Origin of the sequence: Roseobacter sp. EG26, from assembly GCF_049830555.1 — a bacterium.
In the GTDB taxonomy this organism is placed as follows: domain Bacteria; phylum Pseudomonadota; class Alphaproteobacteria; order Rhodobacterales; family Rhodobacteraceae; genus Roseobacter.
Genome location: NZ_JBNBLH010000007.1, coordinates 200,639 through 220,326 on the forward strand (window position 1 = coordinate 200,639; position 19,688 = coordinate 220,326).

Consider the following 19,688-nt stretch of genomic DNA (forward strand, 5'->3'; position numbering starts at 1 on the left):
GTAACGCCAATTATGGGTAGGTACGCCATGTACACGCGGGAATCCGCCGAGGTTCTGGCCCTCCAGATTCTGGGGTGGTTGGCAGGGAATGAAGAGTTGCTGCCGGTATTTTTAGGAGCGACGGGCGCGTCTGAGACAGACCTCAGGGCAGGGGCAAGCGATCCTGCCTTTCTGGGATCCGTACTGGATTTTGTCACCATGGATGACGCCTGGGTTATCGCGGCATGTGATGCGATCGGCGCCAAATATGACAGTCCGATGCAGGCCCGTCAGGCCTTGCCAGGCGGGGAGCAGGTGAACTGGACATGAGCGGTATCAAAGGGGTCCTTTTTGACAAGGACGGCACGCTTTTCGACTTCGCTGCAACCTGGGAGGTCTGGGCGGTCGGGTTTTTGGAACGCATGACCGGGAACGCGGAAGACGCCGCACATCTGGGCGCGCAGATCGGCTTTGACTATGCAGCTCAGAGGTTTTCACCAGATAGTCTCGTCATCGCGGGAACACCCGGAGAGGTTGCGCAAGCCCTGATGCCATTCCTGCCGGGGGCCTCTTTTCAGGACGTCCTGAACATCTTGAACGAGGAGGCGGAGATGGCGCCGCAGGTCGAGGCGATCCCGCTGGTCCCGTTCCTGAACGATCTGCGCGCGCGCGGTCTGCGTCTTGGTGTTGCGACAAATGATGCCGAAGCACCGGCGCGGGCGCATCTGAAGTCTGCAGGGGTGACCGAGCTTTTCGATTTCATCGCAGGTTTCGACAGCGGCCATGGGGCGAAACCTGATCCCGGTCAACTGCTGGCCTTTGCCCGGATGTTCTCAATCGCCCCTGAGGCTGTTGTGATGGTGGGGGATAGTACGCACGACCTTATCGCCGGTCGCGCCGCCGGGATGCGGTGTGTTGGCGTCTTGACCGGCCTGGCGGAACGCCACGACCTGGAGCCGCTTTCCGAGGTCGTACTAGACGATGTTGGCGGGTTGACGGACTGGATCGCGGCGCGGTCCTAACAAGTTCAGACAATTCCATATGTAATCAGCTCCTCAAAAGCGACGCATCACGTCGCAATTGAGACGGCGACGGCACCAGCGCTCTGCCCTTTATGAAAGGATCAGATGTGCAGGGAGCAAGACATGGCCAGATCATCGGATCGTCGCAGGACAAGAAGTGGCGGGCGCGCCGGCGCGGCAAACCGGCGCGGTACGGCCGTCATCGAGCAAATGCCCTGGAACCCGCCGGTCAATCTTGATCGACCGACGGAGCCTTTGACACCCGAAGGGGTCGAGGCAATTCATGATGGTGCCATGCGCATTTTGGAAGAGATCGGTGTCGCCTTCCTCAATCCCGAAGCCGTAGATATTCTGCGCAAGGCCGGATGTGACATAGACGGCGAAAACGTCAGGATGGGCCGCGATTTTGTTATGGAGTGGGTGGCGCGCGCGCCTTCCGAATTCACCCTGACACCGCGAAATCTCGATCGGCAAATCACCGTGGGCGGGCGGAATTTGCTCTTTGGTAACGTTTCTTCGCCACCCAACTACTGGGATATGGAACTGGGCACGAAGGTCCCGGGCACGCGTGAGATGTGTCGCAACCTGCTCAAGCTGACACAATATTTCAACTGCATCCACTTTGCCGGTGGGTATCCTGTAGAACCGGTCGACCTACACGCTTCAGTCAGGCATCTCGACGTCCTCTATGACAAGCTTACCCTGACGGATAAGGTCATGCATGCCTACTCTCTGGGCAAAGAACGTGTCGAAGACGTCATGGAAATGGTGCGTATCGCGGGGGGGCTCACCCATGAAGAATTCGACGCCAGCCCGCGCATGTACACCAACATCAACTCTACCTCGCCGCTCAAGCACGACTTTCCGATGTTGGATGGCTGGATGCGGTTGGCGCGACGCGGACAGGGGCTGGTGGTAACCCCTTTCACGCTTGCAGGGGCGATGGCCCCAGTGACGATGGCAGGTGCCGTTGCGCAGTCTTTGGCCGAGGCCCTTTGCGCGGTTGTTCTGGCGCAAATCATCAATCCGGGATGCCCAGTGGCGATTGGCACCTTTACCTCGAACGTTGATATGAAGTCGGGCGCGCCCGCGTTCGGCACACCGGAATACATGCGCGCAACCCAAATGACGGGGCAACTGAGCCGGTATTACGGTCTGCCGATGCGGTCCAGTGGGGTTTGTGCCGCGAATGTGCCGGATGGTCAGGCGATGTGGGAGACGTCGAACAGCCTCTGGGCCGCTGTTCAGTCAGGTACGAACATGGTCTACCACGCCGCCGGCTGGCTCGAAGGCGGATTGATTGCCAGCCCAGAAAAGTTTATCATGGATTGCGAGATACTGCAGCAAATACAACGATATATGGATCCTCAGATCACGGAGACAGGCCCCGATGAAATCGCGCTGGACGCGATCAAATCTGTTGGAAACGCAGGTCATTTCTTCGGAATCCAACATACGCAGGATCGCTATACCACAGCCTTTTATCAACCGTTCCTGAGCGATTGGAAGAACTACGAAGGGTGGGAGGTTGCAGGGGCTGTCTGGACGCCTGAACGCGCACATCTGATGTTCAAGGAGATCATTGGCAGCTTTGAGGCACCCCCGCTGGATATTGCCATTCGGGATGAGCTGGCGGATTTTGTCGCGCGCAGAAAGGCCGAAGGCGGCGCACCGACCGATTTTTGATCAAACTGCGATAAATCCAACTCATTAGAATTGCACATGTTCGTCAAATCTTAACCGAAAAGCGCCATCGTTTCCTGTGTATATGGGAATGAGGACTTCATGCACGGGCTTGTGAATAGGGCGATTCAACGCTTTGTCGTTGATACCTACGGGACTGCTCAATGGGCAGCCTCGGCCAAACGCGCGAATCTTGATTTTACCGAATTCGAAGCGATGTGGACCTATGAAGATGAGCTCACACCGCGGGTGCTTGCCGCAGTCTGTGACGTGCTGGACCGCCCCTACGACGAATTGATGGAGGATATTGGGACCTATCTGGTGTCCCATCCAAACCTGGCCGCACCGCGTCGGTTATTGCGGTTCAGCGGCGTTAATTTTGTTGAGTTTTTGCATTCGCTTGACGATTTACACGATCGGGCGCGACTTGCCGTTTCGGATTTGATGCTGCCCCACCTTGAATTGCGTGAGCACTCGGCCAACAGCTATAGCCTCAATTGCCAAGGGGACCTTCCAGGCTATGGGCATTTATTCACCGGGGTTTTGCGGGCGATGGCCGATGATTACGGGGCCTTGGTCTTTCTCGAACACAAGGGGTCGAAGGACGGTGTCGAAACCGTCGCAATATCGCTGTTGGAGGCGGAATTTGCAGAAGACAAGGGGTTCGAGCTGGGAGTTGGTGTGACGTGACGAACTGTGAACTCTCTCAAAATTTGTTGAACGTCATGTGCCCCATGCACGTTGTCCTTGATCGAAGCGGTCAAATCACTCACGCGGGCCCCACGGCAGAAAAGCTGTTGTCTGATCAAGAAATAGTCGGTCAAGCCTTTCTGGAACTGTTTGAGATCAATCGCCCACATGAGATTTCAACGATTGAGGGTCTGCTGGCGAAGGCTGGCAAGAAGTTGCATTTGCGACTTCGGAATTATCCCAACCGCTCGCTCAAAGGGGTTTTGATGGAAGGCCCCGAGCGTGACCAGATGACGGTCAATCTGTCTTTCGGCATTTCTGTTGTCGACGCCGTTCAGGATTACAAACTGACGGCCGCAGATTTCGCGCCGACAGATCTTACAATTGAGATGCTCTATCTGGTGGAGGCGAAATCCGCTGCCATGGAGGCGTCACGTCAATTGAACCTCCGGCTTCAAGGCGCGCGGGTTGAGGCCGAGGCGCAGGCGCTTACCGATACTCTGACGGGCCTGAAGAACCGGCGCGCCATGGATCAAGCTCTCGAAGAACTGGTCGCGTCTGGCGATAATTTCGCCGCAATGTTGATTGATCTGGATTTTTTCAAAGCGGTCAACGATACGCTGGGTCATGCCGCTGGCGACTTCGTTTTGGAAGAAGTTGCTTCAATAATGCTGCGTGAAACACGTAGTCGGGATGTGGTTGCGCGTGTGGGAGGGGACGAATTTGTCTTGCTGCTCCGCGAGATTGACGATCCCGTCAAGGCCGAACGCATTGCAAAGAGAATCATAGACCTGCTTTCGGAGCCAATGATTTTCGAAGGACTGGAATGCAAAATCTCGGCGAGTGCAGGGACCGCGATGTCGTCGGATTACGACATCGTTTCTGCTGATCAGATGCTGATCGATGCCGACCTCGCACTCTATCAAAGTAAAAGAGATGGACGCGGTCGACATATGTTCTTCGCACCCAGTATGGTCGAAAACGCTACAAATCCGGTGCAACACCAAAAAGACGATGCTTTGACAAAGCAAGCTTGATGGCTCCGTTCCGGGAAAGCTTCGTCCTCGGGCTGTCTTGAAGATCGGTACATCAACAGGACCCTGAAGAAACGTTCGAAGATCCAGCTCGTTTCAATCACGCAAAAAAATCTCTGACTGCCCCATCAGGGTCGATTCTCTTCAGAATGTCCAAGTGATTGGTTTTGTATGAGGTAGGAACGAACGCTGTTGTCAAACGCGCGTGTTTATTGCCGATGCCCGCAACGGGATTGGATTTTGAATCGCTGGAGTTGGAATGGATTTGGAAAAGTGTGGACAATTCCGCTTCTAACTCACCGCGCCATATAACGGCCTCTCGATGAGAGAGAGAATGCTGTAAGATACTGATTTCAAGTAAAAATGGTAGCCCGTAGGGGAATCGAACCCCTCTTTCCAGGTTGAAAACCTGGCGTCCTAACCGATAGACGAACGGGCCACTTGGCTGTGAGCGGTTGATTAGGCAATCCGTGCCTGCGGCGCAAGTGGAAATTTCACGATCTTGAAAGAAACTTGAGCAAGGGGGCGCTTTAGGTCGGCGCGGCGTCTTCAAGTCGTAGCTGCACCGATTTGCGCCCACGCCAGGTATTGATATCCAACCGTCCCGCAAGATGAAAACGGGCACCACCGTGGTTCTCGAGGGCGGGACCGATCTGGCCGTCGAAGGCACCAAAACAGATCGCTTCCATCGTCGCACCGGCGCTGTCACCAAAAGTGATCTTCAGGTGCGTTTCTCCAACGCGTTTGGCAAACCGGATCGCCATATCCGCAAAAGCGTATCGAGGTGCGGCGGCACTGGCGCCAAAGGGGCCTGCCTGCTCGACCATCTCGGACAATTCAATCGTGGCAGCAGCGGGCATCAGCAGACCATCAAGCTTCAAATCCGCGGCGCCAACCAAATGCGCGCCCTGCTTTTCCAGTAATTCCGTGAGGCGTGCCATTGCCGCTTCGATCTTTTCTTCTGTCACCGTGAGACCGGCCGCCATCTTATGGCCGCCACCTTTTTCCAAGAGCCCTTCTGCGGCCAGCCGCTGAATGGGTTGTCCCAGATCGATCCCCGAAACAGAGCGCCCCGACCCTTTGCCGATACCATTCTCAACCCCGATGACAATGCTCGGACGACCGGAGGTTTCCTTTAGGCGCGACGCCACGATTCCCACAACGCCAGGGTGCCATCCCGGACCCGCTGCCCAGACCAGCGCAGCATCCAACCCACGCTGTTCGGCCTGTTCCAACGCAGCCGCGCGCACCGATGCTTCGATGTCCCGGCGTTCTGTATTGAGGACGTCCAGCCTTTCAGCAAGGGCTGTCGCTTCATGGGGGTCGTTTGTGGCCAGAAGTCTTGCGCCCAGATCCGCGGCACCTATGCGTCCGCCCGCGTTGACGCGAGGGCCCAAAAGAAACCCCAGGTGATATGCCGTCGGGGCCGTGTCCATGCGCGCAACATCGGCAAGGGCCGCCAAACCGGGTCGCGACCGTTGGGCCATAACGCGCAACCCCTGGCGCACAAATGCGCGGTTGACGCCAACAAGCGGGGCGACATCTGCAACAGTTGCCAAAGCAACCAGATCAAGCATCGCCATCAGATCCGGCCCGACCTTGCCAAGTGCGCGCAGCTGTCGACCCAATTCGACCAGGATCAGAAAAACGACTGCGGCGGCGCAAAGATGCGATAGTGCGCCGGTTTCATCTTGCCGGTTCGGATTTACGACGGCGTATGCCGGGGGGAGGGTCTCATCCCCAAGGTGATGATCGAGCACCAGCACATCGGCTTGCTTCGCGGCAGCGATCGGACCATGGGATAGGGTGCCGCAATCAACGCAGATGATCAAATCATGGCTGGCTGCCAATTGCGCCATGGCTGCGTCGTTGGGGCCGTATCCTTCATCAATCCGGTCCGGCACATAAAGGGTCGTCTGATGTCCCAACGCGCGCAGCCAGTTTAACAGCAGCGCCGCAGAAGCGCCGCCATCCACATCATAATCGGCAAAAACGGCGATTTTCTCGCGCTTTTCAACGGCTGCCAGGATGCGGGCCGCAGCTTTCTCTGCATCTTTCAGGGTATGCGGATCCGGCAGCAGGTCCCGGAGGGACGGCGTAAGAAAAGCTTCCGCCTCTTGTGGGGCCACGCCGCGACGGGCAAGGATTTGCGAAACCGGGCGGGGCAGGCCTGAATGCTGAGAAATAGTTTCTGCGGCTCGGTCAACCTCCAGGGTCGGTCCCACCCACCGGCGACCCGTCAGGCTCTTTTCAACGCCGAGAAAGCTCACCTGATCTCCCTTGGGATCATTCTTGCGCTCAGGGAGGGCATCGCGATCTCTTCTCCGGTCGCGATCAGCTGGCGTGGACCGGTGTGCGGTAGTTGATGCGGCGTACCGAGCCGGTCTTGGACCGCATGATCAGCGTTTCGGTGGTCATCCAACCCGGCTCACGTTTGACCGCGGGAAGAATGTTTCCGTCGGTGACGCCGGTGGCGGCAAAGATCACATCTTCGGTGACCATGTCATCGCGGCGGTAGATTTGGTCGAAATCGGTAATGCCCGCTTTCCGCGCCCGACCGCGTTCATCATCGTTGCGAAAGAGCAACCGACCATACATCTGGCCGCCCATGCATTTCAATGCGGCTGCCGCCAGAACGCCCTCTGGTGCACCGCCGGCACCCATATACATGTCGATGCCGGTTGACGGATCGGCACAGTGCATCACACCGGCAACATCGCCGTCGGTGATCAACCGAATGGAAGCACCGGTAGCGCGAACTTCCTTGATCATTTCTTCATGGCGGGGACGTTCCAGAATGCATACGGTTACATGCGCCGGGTCGCAGGCCTTGGCCTTTGCAAGTGCCGTAACGCGTTCGCCCGGAGACATATCGAGGGTGACAACATCTGTGTCATAGCCGGGGCCGATTGCCAGCTTGTCCATGTAGACGTCGGGGGCATGCAGCATCGAACCGCGAGGACCCATCGCAATGACGGTCAGGGCGTTTGGCATGTCCTTTGCCGTCAACGTTGTGCCTTCGAGCGGATCAAGTGCGATGTCAACGCCCGGTCCGTTGCCGGTGCCTACCTCCTCGCCGATGTAAAGCATGGGGGCTTCGTCGCGCTCGCCCTCACCGATGACGACAACACCGGCGATATCAAGCATGTTGAGCTGTTCGCGCATGGCGTTGACCGCCGCTTGATCAGCTGCTTTTTCGTCTCCGTGACCAACCAGACGGGCAGAAGCCAAAGCGGCGGCTTCAGAAACCCGGGCAAGCCCAAGAGAAAGCATACGGTCCTGAAATTCGGCATGGGAAGGCATGAAATCGTCCTTGTTGGGTGTTTGTTATGGTGTCAGGTCTAGCTTTACGAGACCGTACAGACAACCGTTGGTCATACCGCCTCGATGCGCAGCGCAACCGGGCTGCCCGCCAGAACGTCCGTTGATTGCATTGCATCAAGCGCGGTGCGCAATGCGTCGGGCGTGGTCTTATGTGTTACGATCAGGACCGGCGCGGAAGTATCTTCATGACCGTATTGCCGCATCCGGTCGATTGAAACGCCCGCTTCGCCCAGGACTTTAGCGACCTTCGCAAGGGCACCGGGTTTGTCGTCGAGCGACATGCGCAGATAGTAGGGCGCGGGCAGTTGCGTTCTGGCGGGTGTGGCGGTCGTCAGTTGACCGGCAGGCAGGCCAAATACCGGACCGCGCCAGCCTTTGGCGATGTCACAAACGTCCGCCATGACGGCGCTGGCGGTGGGGCCTTCGCCCGCGCCGGGTCCGCGCAGGACGATCTGACCCACGGCATCCCCTTCCAGCACAACCATGTTGGTGCCGCCATCAAGCTGCCCAAGAGGCGAGCTGTCCGGAACCAGGCAGGGCTGCATCCTTTGTTCGAGCCCACGGCCGGTTTTCTGTGCGACACCAAGAAGTTTTATCTTGTATCCCATATCAGCGGCCGCACGAATGTCTTCGATGCTGACGCGGTCAATGCCTTCCAGCACGATCCCGTCGAAATCCACCTTGGTGCCAAAGGCTAGTGTGGCCAGAATGGCCAGTTTGTGGGCTGCATCAATCCCGCCCACGTCCAGTTGTGGATCGGCCTCCAGATAGCCAAGCCCATCGGCTTCCGCAAACACTTCAGCGTAACTCAGCCCGGCGGTTTCCATCCGTGTCAGGATGTAGTTGCATGACCCGTTCATCACCCCCATGACGCGCGTTACGTCATTTGCAGCCAACCCCTCAGTCAGGGATTTGATGACCGGAATGCCGCCAGCGACCGCCGCCTCGTAGCGGAGCGCGCACCCCTTTTGTTCGGCAGCTTCTGCCAGTGACTGCCCATGCATCGCCAAAAGCGCCTTGTTGGCTGTCACGACATCTTTGCCCGCGGCGAGTGCTGCCTCGACAGCCTTCTTGGCGGGCCCCTCGTCGCCACCAACAAGCTCGACGAAAACATCGACGTCGTCGCGGGTGGCCAGAGAAACGGGATCATCTTCCCAATCGTAGCTGCCAAGCGCCACGCCGCGATCCTTGGATTTGTCACGCGCCGAAACGGCCGTGATCAGAATTTGCCGACCGGTACGCGCGCTCAACAAGTCGGCGTGTTGCCGGATGATCCGAACCACGCCCACGCCCACGGTGCCCAATCCGGCGATTCCAAGGCGAAGAGGTTCAGGCATGACTACAATTCCTTTGAAGAGTGGCAGGAGAGTTGTTTCGCGCCCTTTAACCCGTTCGGCCTGCCCGTGCAACGCGCTTGGGTCTATTGCAGGCTTTCTTCCAAACGGTTGCGTTCTTCGCTTGCCAAAACCGAGCCGCGTAACCTGTTGGCGCGTGCTTGTAAACCCGACGCCCTTGCCTGCAACTGTTCTTCTTCGGCAGCCAAATCTGTTTCCGATGCGACCACCTGGCTCAGCAACGGATCCAAGGGCACGAGGTCCGGGTAATCGGCTGCCTCGGCCTCGGCGCCGGTGGCGTTTTCGACTTCGGGGAACTGCGTGCAGCCCGTGGTCAACAAAACCAAAATTATCAGGGCTTGAATGCGCATGAGGCGAACTCCGTCTGGTCTTTCCACTCTTGCCCGAAGCGGCAACAGGGCGCAAGAAGGGTTGTTTTGAACGTTCGTTCAGTTAACGTGGTGGTATGGCTCGCACGGCAGGATCACATTCAGGCACAACCGGCCCCAGGGTGCGCGATGCGGCGATGACGCTTTTTGCGCGTCATGGATTTGCCGCTGTTTCAATGCGGCAGATTGCAAGCGAAGTGGGCGTGCAGGTTGGTGCGCTTTACAATTACACACCTGACAAGCAAACACTGCTGTATGATCTGATGCGTGGGCATATGGACGCTTTGCTGGAGGCATTTACGGATGATCCGATAAGGAGGCCCGAAGAGCGCCTGCGCAGCTTTGTACAATTCCACATTCAGTTTCATCATGAGCGCCCAGATGCCGTTTTCATCGCATATATGGAATTGCGAAACCTGACGCCGGAAAATTTCTCCCGGATCGAAATCCTGCGAAAGACCTATGAAGACCGGTTAGAGGCCATTTTGCAGGCAGGTGTTGCTTCAGGAGACTTTGATGTTCCTGACACGAAAATCGCAACGCTTGCGGTGATTGCGATGTTGACGGGCGTAAACACGTGGTTTCGCGCAGGCGGTCGCCTTTCGCTGAAAGACGTTGAAGGGCAATACTGGCAAATGGTGCGAAAGGCGGTTCTGGCGCAGCGCCGTGATTGAAGGGTGTCAGCACCCCTCATTTAATCAACATATGTGATGCAATACATGATATATATTCGTTTTAAGAATTTGTTGCCTGCCTCTATATCGAGGGGTGTCCGCTTATCGGGCAAGTTTCGAAGAGGATGATCACATGGTTTATGAAACGACTATACCGGGCAAAAGACTGGCCAATCGTGCGATAGCAAATTTCTCGCAGGCCGTTCTCTTGGTTGGGTTTGGGGTTCTGTTTGGATTGATTCTGGCTCAGGCACCGGAGCGGTCCGCTTCAGCGAATTGGGAAGACGGGCTACAGGTTGATCCCATTCATGGCGAAGACTGGCACGGAAATGTGCGGCGTTCTTCGTCACCGCGGTGACGACTGATTTGCCCACCAATCATTCGGTTTCTTGCGGCCGCCGCGTTTTCGGTCCAGCCAAAGCGCGACGGCCCGTAAGGGGGATAAGGCGATCCGAAGCCAGAGCCGGTTTTGCCATTTGCTGAAATCTCGGTTGAACGGGCAGACACGCATGCAAATGGCGCAATCCGATGCGAGTTTGGCCCAGAACCCAAAACATTTCTCGGCATCAGACGTCCACTTTCGCACGCCCTTTAATGCAGAAATATTCGCTCCTCCGATCTCGGGTGCGCCAAATGGCAATGCTTTGACAGGGCAGGCGTCTGCGCATTTGGTGCAGATATCGCAAAAGGCCCTAACGCCCAAAGGCTGCGGCGTGTCGTGTTCCAGGGGGAGCGAGGTGAATATCTTGGAAAAGCGCAAGCGAGGGCCATACTCAGGGCTGATCACCAGTTGATTGCGGGCATATTCGCCCAGCCCGGCCTTGAGAGCATAGGGAATGACCAATGCGGTATCGTTCATCGAAGGGACGGCCTCGTACCCCAGGTTGCGGATATAGGCGGCGATCTGCATCACAGTCGCGGCCTCCTGACTATAGGCGCGCCCGGTGGCAGCCCCTGCCAGAGCCGCTGGATATGTGGCAACCAGATCTGCGTCCATTTCGTGACCCAGAACGATGACGGATGTGATGCCTTCGGGAAGATCATTCGGGACCTCAGACATGTCTCTGACGTCCACACGGGCGCTGTAGTGCCAACGCGGGTCCATTGCGGTGATGCCGCAAAGATCAGCTTTAAAGAACTTCGATATGCGTTTGATCTCTTTTGACATTTCTGCCGAGCTATCAACATTGACCTTCTCAGGCGCCACAGGCGTGTCCGAGCTGATGGGGGCTTGAAACCCTTCCCGGCGACCGTCCTGTGCATGTCGGTCGGTCATGATGTCAGAAATCAGCCACGAGGCATTTCTCAACGCAAAATCACGCTGGCCAAATCCGTCTCCGCGCCTTGGAATGGCTTCCATCCGATAGGAGGCAAAAAATGCATCTGTCTGTTTGGTTTGAACCGACGAATCCCAAAAAGCGCGCGTAAAGATGTCGTTTTTCTGCGCAAACGGTTCGAATGCATCGGTGGTTTCGATGCCGGCTTGAGCATCAGAGGCGTGTGGCGTTGAAGTATCCTGCATGCTGGCAAGCCTACGCAGCGGATTGAATGCGTCAATGTCTAAGGTCGCAAACAGACGCGACTCAGAGACATCGGCCACATCAACTGACGCAAATTATAGATGTCTGGAGACTGTGATGAAGGTAGGTTTCATTGGCTTGGGAAACGTTGGTGGCAAGCTCTGCGGCTCCCTCATCCGCAACAAGATCGATGTGCAGGTGCATGATTTAAATGCGGAATTCGTGTCAGAAAAGGAGGCCCTCGGCGCGCAGGACGGGCAAAGCCCCAGTCAGATGATGCAGGCCTGTGATGCGGTAATCACCTGCTTGCCGACGCCCGCTGCCTCTTCAGCCGTTCTTGAAGAAATGTTGCCACATGTGCAGCCGGGCAAGATCTGGATGGAAATGTCGACGACTGATGCTGCCGAGGTCAAACGTCTCGCAGCCCGTGTTGCTGAACGCGGTGGATCAGCGGTGGATTGTCCGGTTTCCGGGGGGTGTCACCGCGCCGACACCGGCAATATTTCCATCTACGCCGGCTGTGATCGCGCGACCTTTGATCGTGTTTTGCCGATCCTAACCTGCATGGGGCGGCGTATTCTGCACGTGGGCGATGTCGGAAATTCCAGCGTTCTCAAAGTGATGACCAATTATCTTGCCACCGCGAACCTGCTGACACTATGTGAGGCCCTGACGGTCATGAAGGCCGCCGGAATGGATTTGGGCATGACATACGAGGCGATTGCCATGTCTTCGGGCACGTCGTTTGTGCACGAAACGGAGAGCCAACTGATCCTCTCTGGCTCTCGTGACGTGAACTTCACTATGGATCTCGTGCAAAAGGATATCGGTCTGTTCCAAAAACTGGCGGATACCTTTGACGTGCCTTTGGAAATTTCGCCTTTGCTCATCGAAATGATGTCCGACGGGCAACGCAGATATGGGGATCGTGCGCAATCCAATCGCATGATCGAACGATTGGAAGAAGCGACAGGCCTAAGCGTTCTCGCTCCGGGCTTTCCTCAGGAACTCGTGGATGACGAGCCGGAAGAGCCCGGATACGAGGTGACGCCTAATCGCTAGACCAGAGCGCCGTTTGCAGACAGCGTGGTCTTGCCCGCGAGATAGGGGGCCAGTACATCGGGCAGTTTGACGGACCCATCGGCTTGTTGGCCGTTCTCCAGAACCGCGATCAGGCAGCGCCCGACGGCCAATCCTGATCCGTTGAGCGTGTGCACGAATTGAGGTTTGCCGCCGTCTGCGGGTTTGAAACGGGCATTCATACGCCGGGCCTGAAAATCGCCTGTGGTGGAGACAGACGAAATCTCGCGGTATGCGTTCTGACCGGGCAACCAGGCTTCGATATCGTAGGTGCGCCGCGCGCCAAAGCCCATATCACCGGTGCACAAAATGACCGTGCGGTAAGGGATGCCAAGCCGCTCCAGTAGGTCTTCGGCGCAGCGCAGCATGCGCTTTTGTTCATCGTCCGACGCATCGGGATGGGTGATGGAGACCATTTCCACCTTTTCAAACTGGTGCTGGCGCAGCATGCCTGCGGTATCACGCCCCGCCGATCCGGCCTCCGAACGGAAACAGAGCGTGTGCGCGGTCATGCGGCGGGGCAGGTCACTTTCCTCAAGCACATCACCGGCCACGGAATAGGTCAGGGTGACCTCCGAGGTCGGGATCAGCCACCAGCCGTTTGTCGTCTGGTAGCTCTCATCGCCGAATTTTGGCAATTTGTCCGTACCGTACATCGCGTCGTCACGCACCAATACCGGTGTCTGATGCTCGGTCAGCGCATTTTCATCCACATGGGTGTCGATCATGAATTGCGCCAGCGCACGGTGAATGCGGGCAACGGCCCCTTTGAGCATGACAAAGCGCGCCCCGGATGTTTTTGCCGCCGTCTCGAAATCCATCGAGGCAGCAACACCGGCAATCTCATAGTGCTCCTTTGGCGCAAAATCGAAGGTGGGCAGTTCCCCCCAACGGGCCACTTCAACGTTGTCTTCTTCATCGGCGCCCTCGGGCACGTCCTCCGCCGGGATATTGGCAATGCGCGCCAGCATGTCTGTCAGTTTGGCGTCCAGTTCCTTGGCTTCGGCCTGCATGGTTGCGACCTCGGCCTTCTTGTCGCCAACCAGGGCGCGTAGCCGCTCAAATTCCGCCTCGTCACCGGCAGCTTTGGCGGCGCCCACCTGTTTGGACGCCTTGTTCTGCTCGGCTTGCGCGGTTTCAGCCGCGCTGATCTTGCCGCGGCGCGCTTCATCCAAAGTAAGGATATCTGAGGAAATTGCAGCATCACCGCGTCGCGCCAGAGCGGCGTCAAAGCGTTCGGGGTTTTCGCGAATGGCACGGATGTCATGCATGGCTGCTGTCCTTCGTCTGAGTCGTCTTTGCCACGAGCTTATGACCGATCTTTTACCGACACGTAACCAAGAGTTTGAGTTTTGACGACTGCGAATGGGCTGCTGCGTTGCACGCCAAGCTACACAAGGGCGTTTTTGCGCTTGCCAGAGGGCGGATACGAAGCTCAACTAACCTGCACAGGGTCCCTTGCAAAGCAGCGTCACAGACCATAGGTTCCGCCAAAATTCGGAGCCAGCATCTGCCGGGTCTCGATCACTCCAGAAGGACATTTTACATGGAAGCTTTCGCACAATTTGTGCCCCTTATTCTGATCTTCGGGATCATGTATTTTCTGCTCATCCGGCCTCAGCAAAAGAAGGTCAAGGAACATCAGGCGATGGTCTCCGCATTGCGCCGGGGTGATCAGGTGGTTACGCAGGGCGGCATCATCGGAAAAGTTGCCAAGGTCAAAGACGATGGCGAGCTGGAACTTGAGATCGCCGATGGCGTGAAAGTGCGTGTGGTGCAATCCACCATTGCGACCGTCCTCTCCAAGACCGAACCGGCGAAGTAATACCGCCCTTCAACGCTTTGAAAAGGCGTCCTTATGCTCCAGATTGATCTTTGGAAACGGATCACGATTTGGCTGACCTGCGCGGTCGGGCTGTGGCTCGCCGTTCCAAACGCCTTTTACACGAATGTTGAAAAACACAATGATGCGGTCGCCGCGATCGAGTTGGGCGGCAGCGCAACCGAATTTGCCGGTGACCTGAGCCTTTGGCCGGAATGGATGCCTTCGGGGCTGGTCAATCTGGGGCTTGACCTGCGTGGTGGTGCCCATTTGCTGGCCGAAGTTCAGGTGGAGGATGTCTACGAGGCGCGGATGCAAGCGTCATGGCCGGAGCTACGCCGGGCACTGGCGCAAGAGCGCGCGACCATTGGCACCATTCGGCGCCAACCCTCTGATGATGATGAGTTGCGAATCCGCATCAGCCAACCGGAAAACATGGCCCAAGCGCTGGAGATCGTGCGCGGTCTCGCGCGTCCGGTTCAGACCCTCACGGGCGTGGGGGCAAACGACATTGAAGTGCGCGCTGAAGATGACGTGCTGATCGTCAATCTTTCTGAAGCGGAAAGACTGGCGACGGATGAGCGCACCATCCAACAAAGCCTTGAGATCATTCGCAATCGTATTGATGAGGCCGGAACGCGCGAGCCAACGATCCAGCGTCAGGGCGCAGACCGTGTGCTCATCCAGGTTCCGGGCATCGGTTCGGCGGCAGAGCTGAAGAAATTGATCGGAACCACGGCGCAACTTACTTTCAACCCGGTTGTAACGCGCGGAACAGACCCTGATGCATCGGCGGGTATCGGCAACAAGATTGTTCCATCGATCGATGAGCCAGGCACATTCTACACCATCGAGGCCGCCGCGGTGGTCACAGGCGAAGAGCTTGTTGATGCACAACCGGCATTTGACCAAAACGGCCGTCCGGCGGTGAATTTCAGGTTCAATACCTCTGGCGCGCGCAAATTCGGCGACTACACCGCAGAGAATATCGGGTCCCCCTTCGCCATTGTCCTTGACGATGAAGTTGTCAGCGCCCCGACGATCCAAAGTCATATCCCGGGTGGGTCGGGTATCATCACCGGCCGCTTTACGGTTGAGGAATCGACCCGTCTGGCCGTGCTGCTGCGGGCAGGGGCCTTGCCTGCGGAACTGGTGTTTCTGGAAGAGCGCACGATTGGCCCTGAACTTGGCCAGGACAGTATCGACGCCGGCAAGATTGCGACGGTCGTGGCCTTCGCGGCGGTTCTGGTGTTCATGTTCCTTAGCTATGGCCTGTTCGGGTTCTTCGCCAATATCGCGCTGATCATCAACATCGGGCTGATTTTTGGCCTGCTCAGCCTGATCGGGGCCACGCTGACGCTGCCGGGTATCGCGGGCATCGTGCTGACGGTCGGGATGGCGGTGGACGCAAATGTGCTGATCTTTGAGCGTATCCGCGAGGAACTCAAAACGTCCAAAGGACCTGCGCGCGCCATTGAGTTGGGTTATGAGAAGGCTCTCAGTGCTATTCTGGACGCCAATATCACGACTTTCATCACAGCGGTGATCCTCTTCGCGATGGGCTCCGGTCCGGTGCGCGGTTTTGCGATTACGCTGGGTCTGGGCATCCTGACATCCGTCTTCACGGCAATTTTTGTGACCCGGCTTTTCGTGGTCATGTGGTTCGAGCGCAAGCGCCCGAAAACAATCGAGGTCTGATATGCGTCTGAGACTGGTCAAGCAGAACACGAACTTCGATTTCTTCAAGCGCTGGAAGATGTGGCTGGGCATTTCAGGCCTTATGATGGTTGTCGCCTTTGCGTCCTTCATGATCCAGGGTCTGAATTTTGGCATTGACTTCCGGGGCGGCACGACGATCCGGACCGAGAGCCCGATGCCGGTCGACATTGGTGTCTATCGCGACGCCATCGCGACGCTGGAGCTGGGTGACGTGTCGATCACCGAAGTGTTCGATCCGACATTTGAGGCGGATCAGAACGTGGCGATGATCCGTATTCAGGCGCAAGATGGTCAGGAAGCCGTGACAGCGGATGTCATCGAGGCTGTCGAGCAAGCACTGAAAACTGTTCGCCCGGACATCAAATTCATCTCGGTGGAATCAGTGGGTCCAAAGGTTTCGGGCGAGCTGATCCAAACCGCGGCCATCGCGGTTGTCCTGGCCATCGGGGCTGTTCTTATCTACATCTGGCTGCGGTTTGAATGGCAGTTTGCCCTTGGCGCGGTGCTGGCCCTGGTGCACGACGTCATCCTCACAATCGGTGTTTTTTCGGAGGTGCAAATCCGCTTTGACCTTGCGATTATTGCGGCACTTCTGACCATCGTCGGCTATTCGCTGAACGATACTGTGGTCGTTTTCGACCGAGTGCGGGAGAACCTGCGCAAGTTCAAGAAAAAGCCATTGGCCGAGGTGCTGAACATTTCGATCAATGAAACATTGAGCCGGACATTCATGACCTCTTTCACCACCTTGCTGGCGCTGATTGCGCTCTTCGTCCTTGGTGGCGATGTGATCCGCGGGTTCGTTTTTGCCATGATCTGGGGTGTGATTGTCGGCACATACAGCTCGATCTTCGTCGCCTCCGCCGCCCTGCTGTATCTGGGCGTGAAACGGGACTGGTCCAAACCAGACGCAAACGCCGGGAACCAATACGCCAATATAGATGCCTGACGCACTGGCGCAGGTCTTCACGACCCCGGGATTGATCTGGCTCTTTGGCGCGGTTGTCGCGGCGGGTCTGGTGCGTGGATTTGCGGGTTTTGGCAGCGGCATGATCATCATGGCCGTGGGATCGTCGGTTCTGGAGCCGGTATCAGCCGTGATCTTCATGATGATGGCGGAGTTACTTGGACCCTTGCCTAACCTGCGCGCGGCCTGGCGAGACGGTGCGCCGCGCGATGTCGGCCGGTTGATGATCGGCGCAACGCTCGCCGTCCCCGTTGGTATCTGGTTTCTCGCAAACGTGTCGGGCGATGCATTCGGCTGGGTGGTTTCCATCACCGTGCTTGCGCTATTGTCCCTGCTGATGACCGGCTGGCGGTACAAAGGGGAACTGACCCCAAGACTGACGGTGGGAACAGGCGCACTCGGCGGGCTCATGTGTGGATTTGCGGGTGTCCCGGGCCCCCCGGTCATCATGCTCTATATGTCCAGCCGACTGCCAATCGCTGTCATTCGCGCCAATTTCCTGCTCTATCTTCTGGCCATTGACGTGGTCATGATCGCGGTTTTCTGGGGCAGTGGCTTGTTCGTCTGGGAAGTAGCGGTCCTTGGATTGATCGCAGGCATTCCGAATGTGATTGCAAATATCATCGGAGCGCGCCTTTTTGACCCTGATGCCGAGGCGCTTTTCCGCCGTGTGGCCTATCTGGTCATTGCCGCATCGGCTATTCTGGGCTTGCCGATCTGGAAATAGGAGGGCCCATGCGTCTCAATGAAATCTCATTTACCGATGCAAAACCGGTCGAAGGTTACGGGCCGGGGTTCTTTCGGATCGGGGGTAAGGTTCTTCAGGGCCCGATCCTCGCAGGGCCGCGTGGCACACAGTCATGGGGCGGATACAAGGATAGCGCCTGCCTGTTGGATCTGGTGGATGACATCGATGTGCTCTTCGTGGGAACCGGGGCGGAAACGGCCCATTTGCCCACGGAGTTACGCACGCAACTCGAAGAGGCAGGGATGGGCGTTGAGGTGATGGCAACACCTGCCGCCTGCCGCACCTACAATGTTCTGCTGAGTGAAGGTCGCCGTATCGCTCTGGCCATGATCCCGGTGTGATCGGGCTTTTGTACATCTGTGCAATCGGTTAACGCTGGCAATATGGTATTGGAAGTGCGCGATCTGAGTGTTGAGCGGGGGGGTATACCCGTTTTGACAGGCCTGTCATTCGACCTTGCAGCAGGGCAGGCCCTGATCTTGCGGGGTCCGAATGGAGCCGGGAAAACCACACTTCTGCGCACCTTGGCGGGGCTGCAACCCGCGCTTGGTGGGGAGATCAGCGGAACCCAGGAGACCATTGCCTATTCAGGTCATTCGGACGGTCTGAAAGCGATGCTGACCGTTGCCGAAAACCTTACCTTTTGGGCAGAGGTCTTTGGCCAGAAAGGGATTGATCGGGCAATGAAGGCCTACGCGCTGGAGCCGCTGGCGGAACGTCTCGCCGGCACCCTGTCTGCGGGACAAAAACGCAGGCTTGGCCTTGCGCGATTGCTGGTCACGGCCCGCCCGATCTGGATGTTGGATGAACCAACGGTTTCGCTCGATACTCAGGCGGTTGCCCAGTTTGCCCAAGCCGTGCAGGCTCATCTGATGTCAGGTGGTGCGGCGTTGATCGCGACGCATATCGACCTTGGCCTTGAAGCGCAGGTTCTCGATGTCACGCCCTACCGGGCAAAGCTTGATGTGAAAGCCGGTGCAAGTGACGAGGCCTTCCTGTGAAAGCACTGCTGATCAGAGATCTCAAGCTGGCGTTCCGGGCGGGCGGTGGGTTTGGCCTTGGACTGGCTTTCTTCCTGATCGTTACGGTTCTGGTCCCGTTCGGGGTTGGCCCGCAATCGGAGCTTCTGGCCCGGATCGCGTCAGGCATATTATGGCTCGGCGCTTTGCTGGCCTGCCTGCTGTCACTGGACCGGCTTCTGGCACTGGATTGGGAGGACGGCACGCTGGATTTGCTGGCCACCTCGCCATTGCCCCTTGAGGCTGCACTGAGCACCAAGGCCCTGGCCCATTGGCTCACAACCGGTCTGCCACTGGTTCTGGCATCACCGGTTCTGGGCATATTGCTGAACCTGCCGGGAGCGGGATATTTCTGGCTGGTGATCTCATTGCTGCTTGGAACGCCGGCCCTCTCTGTCATTGGCATCTTTGGCGCGGCGCTGACCGTCGGCGTCAAACGGGGTGGCTTGCTGTTGTCGCTGCTGGTCCTGCCGCTTTATGTCCCGACACTCATTTTCGGGGCCGAAGCAGCCCGGCGCGGCGCAGCGGAGCTCGACCCAACCATGCCCCTTTTGATGCTGGCCGGAATCACGGCCGGTACAATCGCCGTCATGCCTTTTGCCTCGGCCGTTGCCTTGCGGGTGAACTTGCGGTGATCGCGGCCATTTGTCCATTGAGCCGCGTCCGGCAAGCGACTAGGTAAAG

The 19,688-nt window shown here is 57.4% G+C and carries 20 protein-coding genes and 1 tRNA gene; 14 read left to right on the forward strand and 7 right to left on the reverse strand.

The window, feature by feature from the left end; translation table 11 throughout:
* Nucleotides 1-12 precede the first annotated feature (12 nt).
* The 5 genes from ACOTTU_RS16825 (at nucleotide 13) to ACOTTU_RS16845 (ending at nucleotide 4,411) form a co-directional block, all read left to right on the forward strand.
* Nucleotides 13-309 (forward strand): DUF3572 domain-containing protein, encoded by a 297-nt coding sequence (locus tag ACOTTU_RS16825; RefSeq protein WP_425659733.1) that lies wholly within the window; start codon nucleotides 13-15, stop codon nucleotides 307-309.
* A complete protein-coding gene (locus ACOTTU_RS16830) occupies nucleotides 306-1,001 on the forward strand; it encodes an HAD family hydrolase (RefSeq protein WP_425659735.1) in 696 nt (231 codons plus the stop codon). The genes ACOTTU_RS16825 and ACOTTU_RS16830 overlap by 4 nt, the downstream gene beginning before the upstream one ends.
* 123 nt (nucleotides 1,002-1,124) lie before the next feature.
* Nucleotides 1,125-2,687, forward strand: coding sequence for a trimethylamine methyltransferase family protein (locus ACOTTU_RS16835; protein ID WP_425659737.1), 1,563 nt, complete (start codon nucleotides 1,125-1,127; stop codon nucleotides 2,685-2,687).
* A 99-nt stretch (nucleotides 2,688-2,786) separates the two neighbouring features.
* Nucleotides 2,787-3,374 carry a heme NO-binding domain-containing protein gene (locus ACOTTU_RS16840; protein ID WP_298921342.1) on the forward strand — a complete coding sequence of 196 codons (588 nt, stop codon included), beginning with the start codon at nucleotides 2,787-2,789 and terminating at the stop codon, nucleotides 3,372-3,374.
* A complete protein-coding gene (locus tag ACOTTU_RS16845; RefSeq protein WP_425659739.1) occupies nucleotides 3,371-4,411 on the forward strand; it encodes a diguanylate cyclase domain-containing protein in 1,041 nt (346 codons plus the stop codon). The genes ACOTTU_RS16840 and ACOTTU_RS16845 overlap by 4 nt, the downstream gene beginning before the upstream one ends.
* Before the next feature lie 361 nt (nucleotides 4,412-4,772).
* Here ACOTTU_RS16845 and ACOTTU_RS16850 read toward each other — a convergent pair.
* The 5 genes from ACOTTU_RS16850 to ACOTTU_RS16870 all read right to left on the reverse strand — a co-directional run bounded on the left by ACOTTU_RS16850 (nucleotide 4,773) and on the right by ACOTTU_RS16870 (nucleotide 9,437).
* A tRNA-Glu gene (locus ACOTTU_RS16850) sits at nucleotides 4,773-4,847 on the reverse strand.
* A gap of 91 nt (nucleotides 4,848-4,938) precedes the next feature.
* The gene (gene recJ / locus ACOTTU_RS16855) at nucleotides 4,939-6,678 is read right to left on the reverse strand and encodes a single-stranded-DNA-specific exonuclease RecJ (protein ID WP_425659741.1); all 1,740 of its coding nucleotides are present in this window, start codon (nucleotides 6,676-6,678) and stop codon (nucleotides 4,939-4,941) included.
* A gap of 64 nt (nucleotides 6,679-6,742) precedes the next feature.
* Entirely contained in the window at nucleotides 6,743-7,711 is a 969-nt protein-coding gene (glpX, locus tag ACOTTU_RS16860) for a class II fructose-bisphosphatase (RefSeq protein WP_298921347.1), read from the reverse strand.
* A 71-nt stretch (nucleotides 7,712-7,782) separates the two neighbouring features.
* Nucleotides 7,783-9,069 carry a homoserine dehydrogenase gene (locus ACOTTU_RS16865; protein WP_425659743.1) on the reverse strand — a complete coding sequence of 429 codons (1,287 nt, stop codon included), beginning with the start codon at nucleotides 9,067-9,069 and terminating at the stop codon, nucleotides 7,783-7,785.
* Nucleotides 9,070-9,152: 83 nt separating this feature from the next.
* Nucleotides 9,153-9,437 carry a hypothetical protein gene (locus tag ACOTTU_RS16870; RefSeq protein ID WP_298921350.1) on the reverse strand — a complete coding sequence of 95 codons (285 nt, stop codon included), beginning with the start codon at nucleotides 9,435-9,437 and terminating at the stop codon, nucleotides 9,153-9,155.
* 95 nt (nucleotides 9,438-9,532) lie between these two features.
* On the opposite strand from ACOTTU_RS16870, the gene ACOTTU_RS16875 reads away from it, so the two are divergent.
* Nucleotides 9,533-10,129: a TetR/AcrR family transcriptional regulator gene (locus ACOTTU_RS16875; RefSeq protein ID WP_425659745.1), complete on the forward strand. Its 597-nt coding sequence runs from the start codon at nucleotides 9,533-9,535 to the stop codon at nucleotides 10,127-10,129.
* 346 nt (nucleotides 10,130-10,475) lie between these two features.
* Here the strand turns inward: ACOTTU_RS16875 and ACOTTU_RS16880 are convergent, their stop codons facing one another.
* The gene (locus ACOTTU_RS16880) at nucleotides 10,476-11,651 is read right to left on the reverse strand and encodes a 4Fe-4S double cluster binding domain-containing protein (protein WP_425659747.1); all 1,176 of its coding nucleotides are present in this window, start codon (nucleotides 11,649-11,651) and stop codon (nucleotides 10,476-10,478) included.
* Between the two features lie 115 nt (nucleotides 11,652-11,766).
* Here ACOTTU_RS16880 and ACOTTU_RS16885 point away from each other — a divergent pair, with 115 nt between their 5' ends.
* Nucleotides 11,767-12,711 (forward strand): NAD(P)-dependent oxidoreductase, encoded by a 945-nt coding sequence (locus ACOTTU_RS16885; protein WP_425659748.1) that lies wholly within the window; start codon nucleotides 11,767-11,769, stop codon nucleotides 12,709-12,711.
* Here the strand turns inward: ACOTTU_RS16885 and serS are convergent.
* On the reverse strand, nucleotides 12,708-14,000 hold the full coding sequence (gene serS, locus ACOTTU_RS16890) for a serine--tRNA ligase (protein ID WP_425659750.1): 1,293 nt from the start codon (nucleotides 13,998-14,000) through the stop codon (nucleotides 12,708-12,710). The two genes, ACOTTU_RS16885 and serS, sit on opposite strands and share 4 nt — an antisense overlap.
* Nucleotides 14,001-14,275: 275 nt before the next feature.
* Here serS and yajC point away from each other — a divergent pair, with 275 nt between their 5' ends.
* Genes yajC through ccmB form a run of 7 tightly spaced genes read left to right on the forward strand, consistent with a single transcriptional unit; the run spans nucleotide 14,276 to nucleotide 19,639 of the window.
* Nucleotides 14,276-14,554, forward strand: a complete 279-nt coding sequence (yajC, locus tag ACOTTU_RS16895) for a preprotein translocase subunit YajC (RefSeq protein ID WP_298921361.1) — start codon at nucleotides 14,276-14,278, stop codon at nucleotides 14,552-14,554.
* 33 nt (nucleotides 14,555-14,587) lie between these two features.
* A complete protein-coding gene (gene secD / locus ACOTTU_RS16900) occupies nucleotides 14,588-16,249 on the forward strand; it encodes a protein translocase subunit SecD (protein WP_298921363.1) in 1,662 nt (553 codons plus the stop codon).
* A gap of 1 nt (nucleotide 16,250) precedes the next feature.
* Nucleotides 16,251-17,219, forward strand: coding sequence for a protein translocase subunit SecF (gene secF, locus ACOTTU_RS16905; RefSeq protein WP_425659752.1), 969 nt, complete (start codon nucleotides 16,251-16,253; stop codon nucleotides 17,217-17,219).
* Nucleotides 17,212-17,964 carry a sulfite exporter TauE/SafE family protein gene (locus tag ACOTTU_RS16910; protein ID WP_298921366.1) on the forward strand — a complete coding sequence of 251 codons (753 nt, stop codon included), beginning with the start codon at nucleotides 17,212-17,214 and terminating at the stop codon, nucleotides 17,962-17,964. Before secF ends, ACOTTU_RS16910 begins: the two co-directional genes overlap by 8 nt.
* An 8-nt stretch (nucleotides 17,965-17,972) precedes the next feature.
* Nucleotides 17,973-18,326 (forward strand): Mth938-like domain-containing protein, encoded by a 354-nt coding sequence (locus ACOTTU_RS16915; RefSeq protein ID WP_298921367.1) that lies wholly within the window; start codon nucleotides 17,973-17,975, stop codon nucleotides 18,324-18,326.
* Nucleotides 18,327-18,368: 42 nt separating this feature from the next.
* Nucleotides 18,369-18,986, forward strand: coding sequence for a heme ABC exporter ATP-binding protein CcmA (ccmA, locus tag ACOTTU_RS16920; protein WP_425659755.1), 618 nt, complete (start codon nucleotides 18,369-18,371; stop codon nucleotides 18,984-18,986).
* Nucleotides 18,983-19,639 carry a heme exporter protein CcmB gene (ccmB, locus tag ACOTTU_RS16925; RefSeq protein ID WP_425659757.1) on the forward strand — a complete coding sequence of 219 codons (657 nt, stop codon included), beginning with the start codon at nucleotides 18,983-18,985 and terminating at the stop codon, nucleotides 19,637-19,639. Before ccmA ends, ccmB begins: the two co-directional genes overlap by 4 nt.
* Nucleotides 19,640-19,688: the final 49 nt, after the last annotated feature.

Coding starts and splice junctions, on each gene's coding strand:
- secD (WP_298921363.1), top strand. CDS start 14,588: ATGCTCCAGATTGATCTTTGGAAACGGATCACGATTTGGCTGACCTGC.
- ACOTTU_RS16835 (WP_425659737.1), top strand. CDS start 1,125: ATGGCCAGATCATCGGATCGTCGCAGGACAAGAAGTGGCGGGCGCGCC.
- ACOTTU_RS16885 (WP_425659748.1), top strand. CDS start 11,767: ATGAAGGTAGGTTTCATTGGCTTGGGAAACGTTGGTGGCAAGCTCTGC.
- glpX (WP_298921347.1), bottom strand. CDS start 7,711: ATGCCTTCCCATGCCGAATTTCAGGACCGTATGCTTTCTCTTGGGCTT.
- ACOTTU_RS16865 (WP_425659743.1), bottom strand. CDS start 9,069: ATGCCTGAACCTCTTCGCCTTGGAATCGCCGGATTGGGCACCGTGGGC.
- ACOTTU_RS16915 (WP_298921367.1), top strand. CDS start 17,973: ATGCGTCTCAATGAAATCTCATTTACCGATGCAAAACCGGTCGAAGGT.
- secF (WP_425659752.1), top strand. CDS start 16,251: ATGCGTCTGAGACTGGTCAAGCAGAACACGAACTTCGATTTCTTCAAG.
- ACOTTU_RS16910 (WP_298921366.1), top strand. CDS start 17,212: ATGCCTGACGCACTGGCGCAGGTCTTCACGACCCCGGGATTGATCTGG.
- ACOTTU_RS16825 (WP_425659733.1), top strand. CDS start 13: ATGGGTAGGTACGCCATGTACACGCGGGAATCCGCCGAGGTTCTGGCC.
- ACOTTU_RS16880 (WP_425659747.1), bottom strand. CDS start 11,651: ATGCAGGATACTTCAACGCCACACGCCTCTGATGCTCAAGCCGGCATC.
- ACOTTU_RS16830 (WP_425659735.1), top strand. CDS start 306: ATGAGCGGTATCAAAGGGGTCCTTTTTGACAAGGACGGCACGCTTTTC.
- serS (WP_425659750.1), bottom strand. CDS start 14,000: ATGCATGACATCCGTGCCATTCGCGAAAACCCCGAACGCTTTGACGCC.
- ACOTTU_RS16875 (WP_425659745.1), top strand. CDS start 9,533: ATGGCTCGCACGGCAGGATCACATTCAGGCACAACCGGCCCCAGGGTG.
- ACOTTU_RS16840 (WP_298921342.1), top strand. CDS start 2,787: ATGCACGGGCTTGTGAATAGGGCGATTCAACGCTTTGTCGTTGATACC.
- ACOTTU_RS16870 (WP_298921350.1), bottom strand. CDS start 9,437: ATGCGCATTCAAGCCCTGATAATTTTGGTTTTGTTGACCACGGGCTGC.
- ccmA (WP_425659755.1), top strand. CDS start 18,369: ATGGTATTGGAAGTGCGCGATCTGAGTGTTGAGCGGGGGGGTATACCC.
- yajC (WP_298921361.1), top strand. CDS start 14,276: ATGGAAGCTTTCGCACAATTTGTGCCCCTTATTCTGATCTTCGGGATC.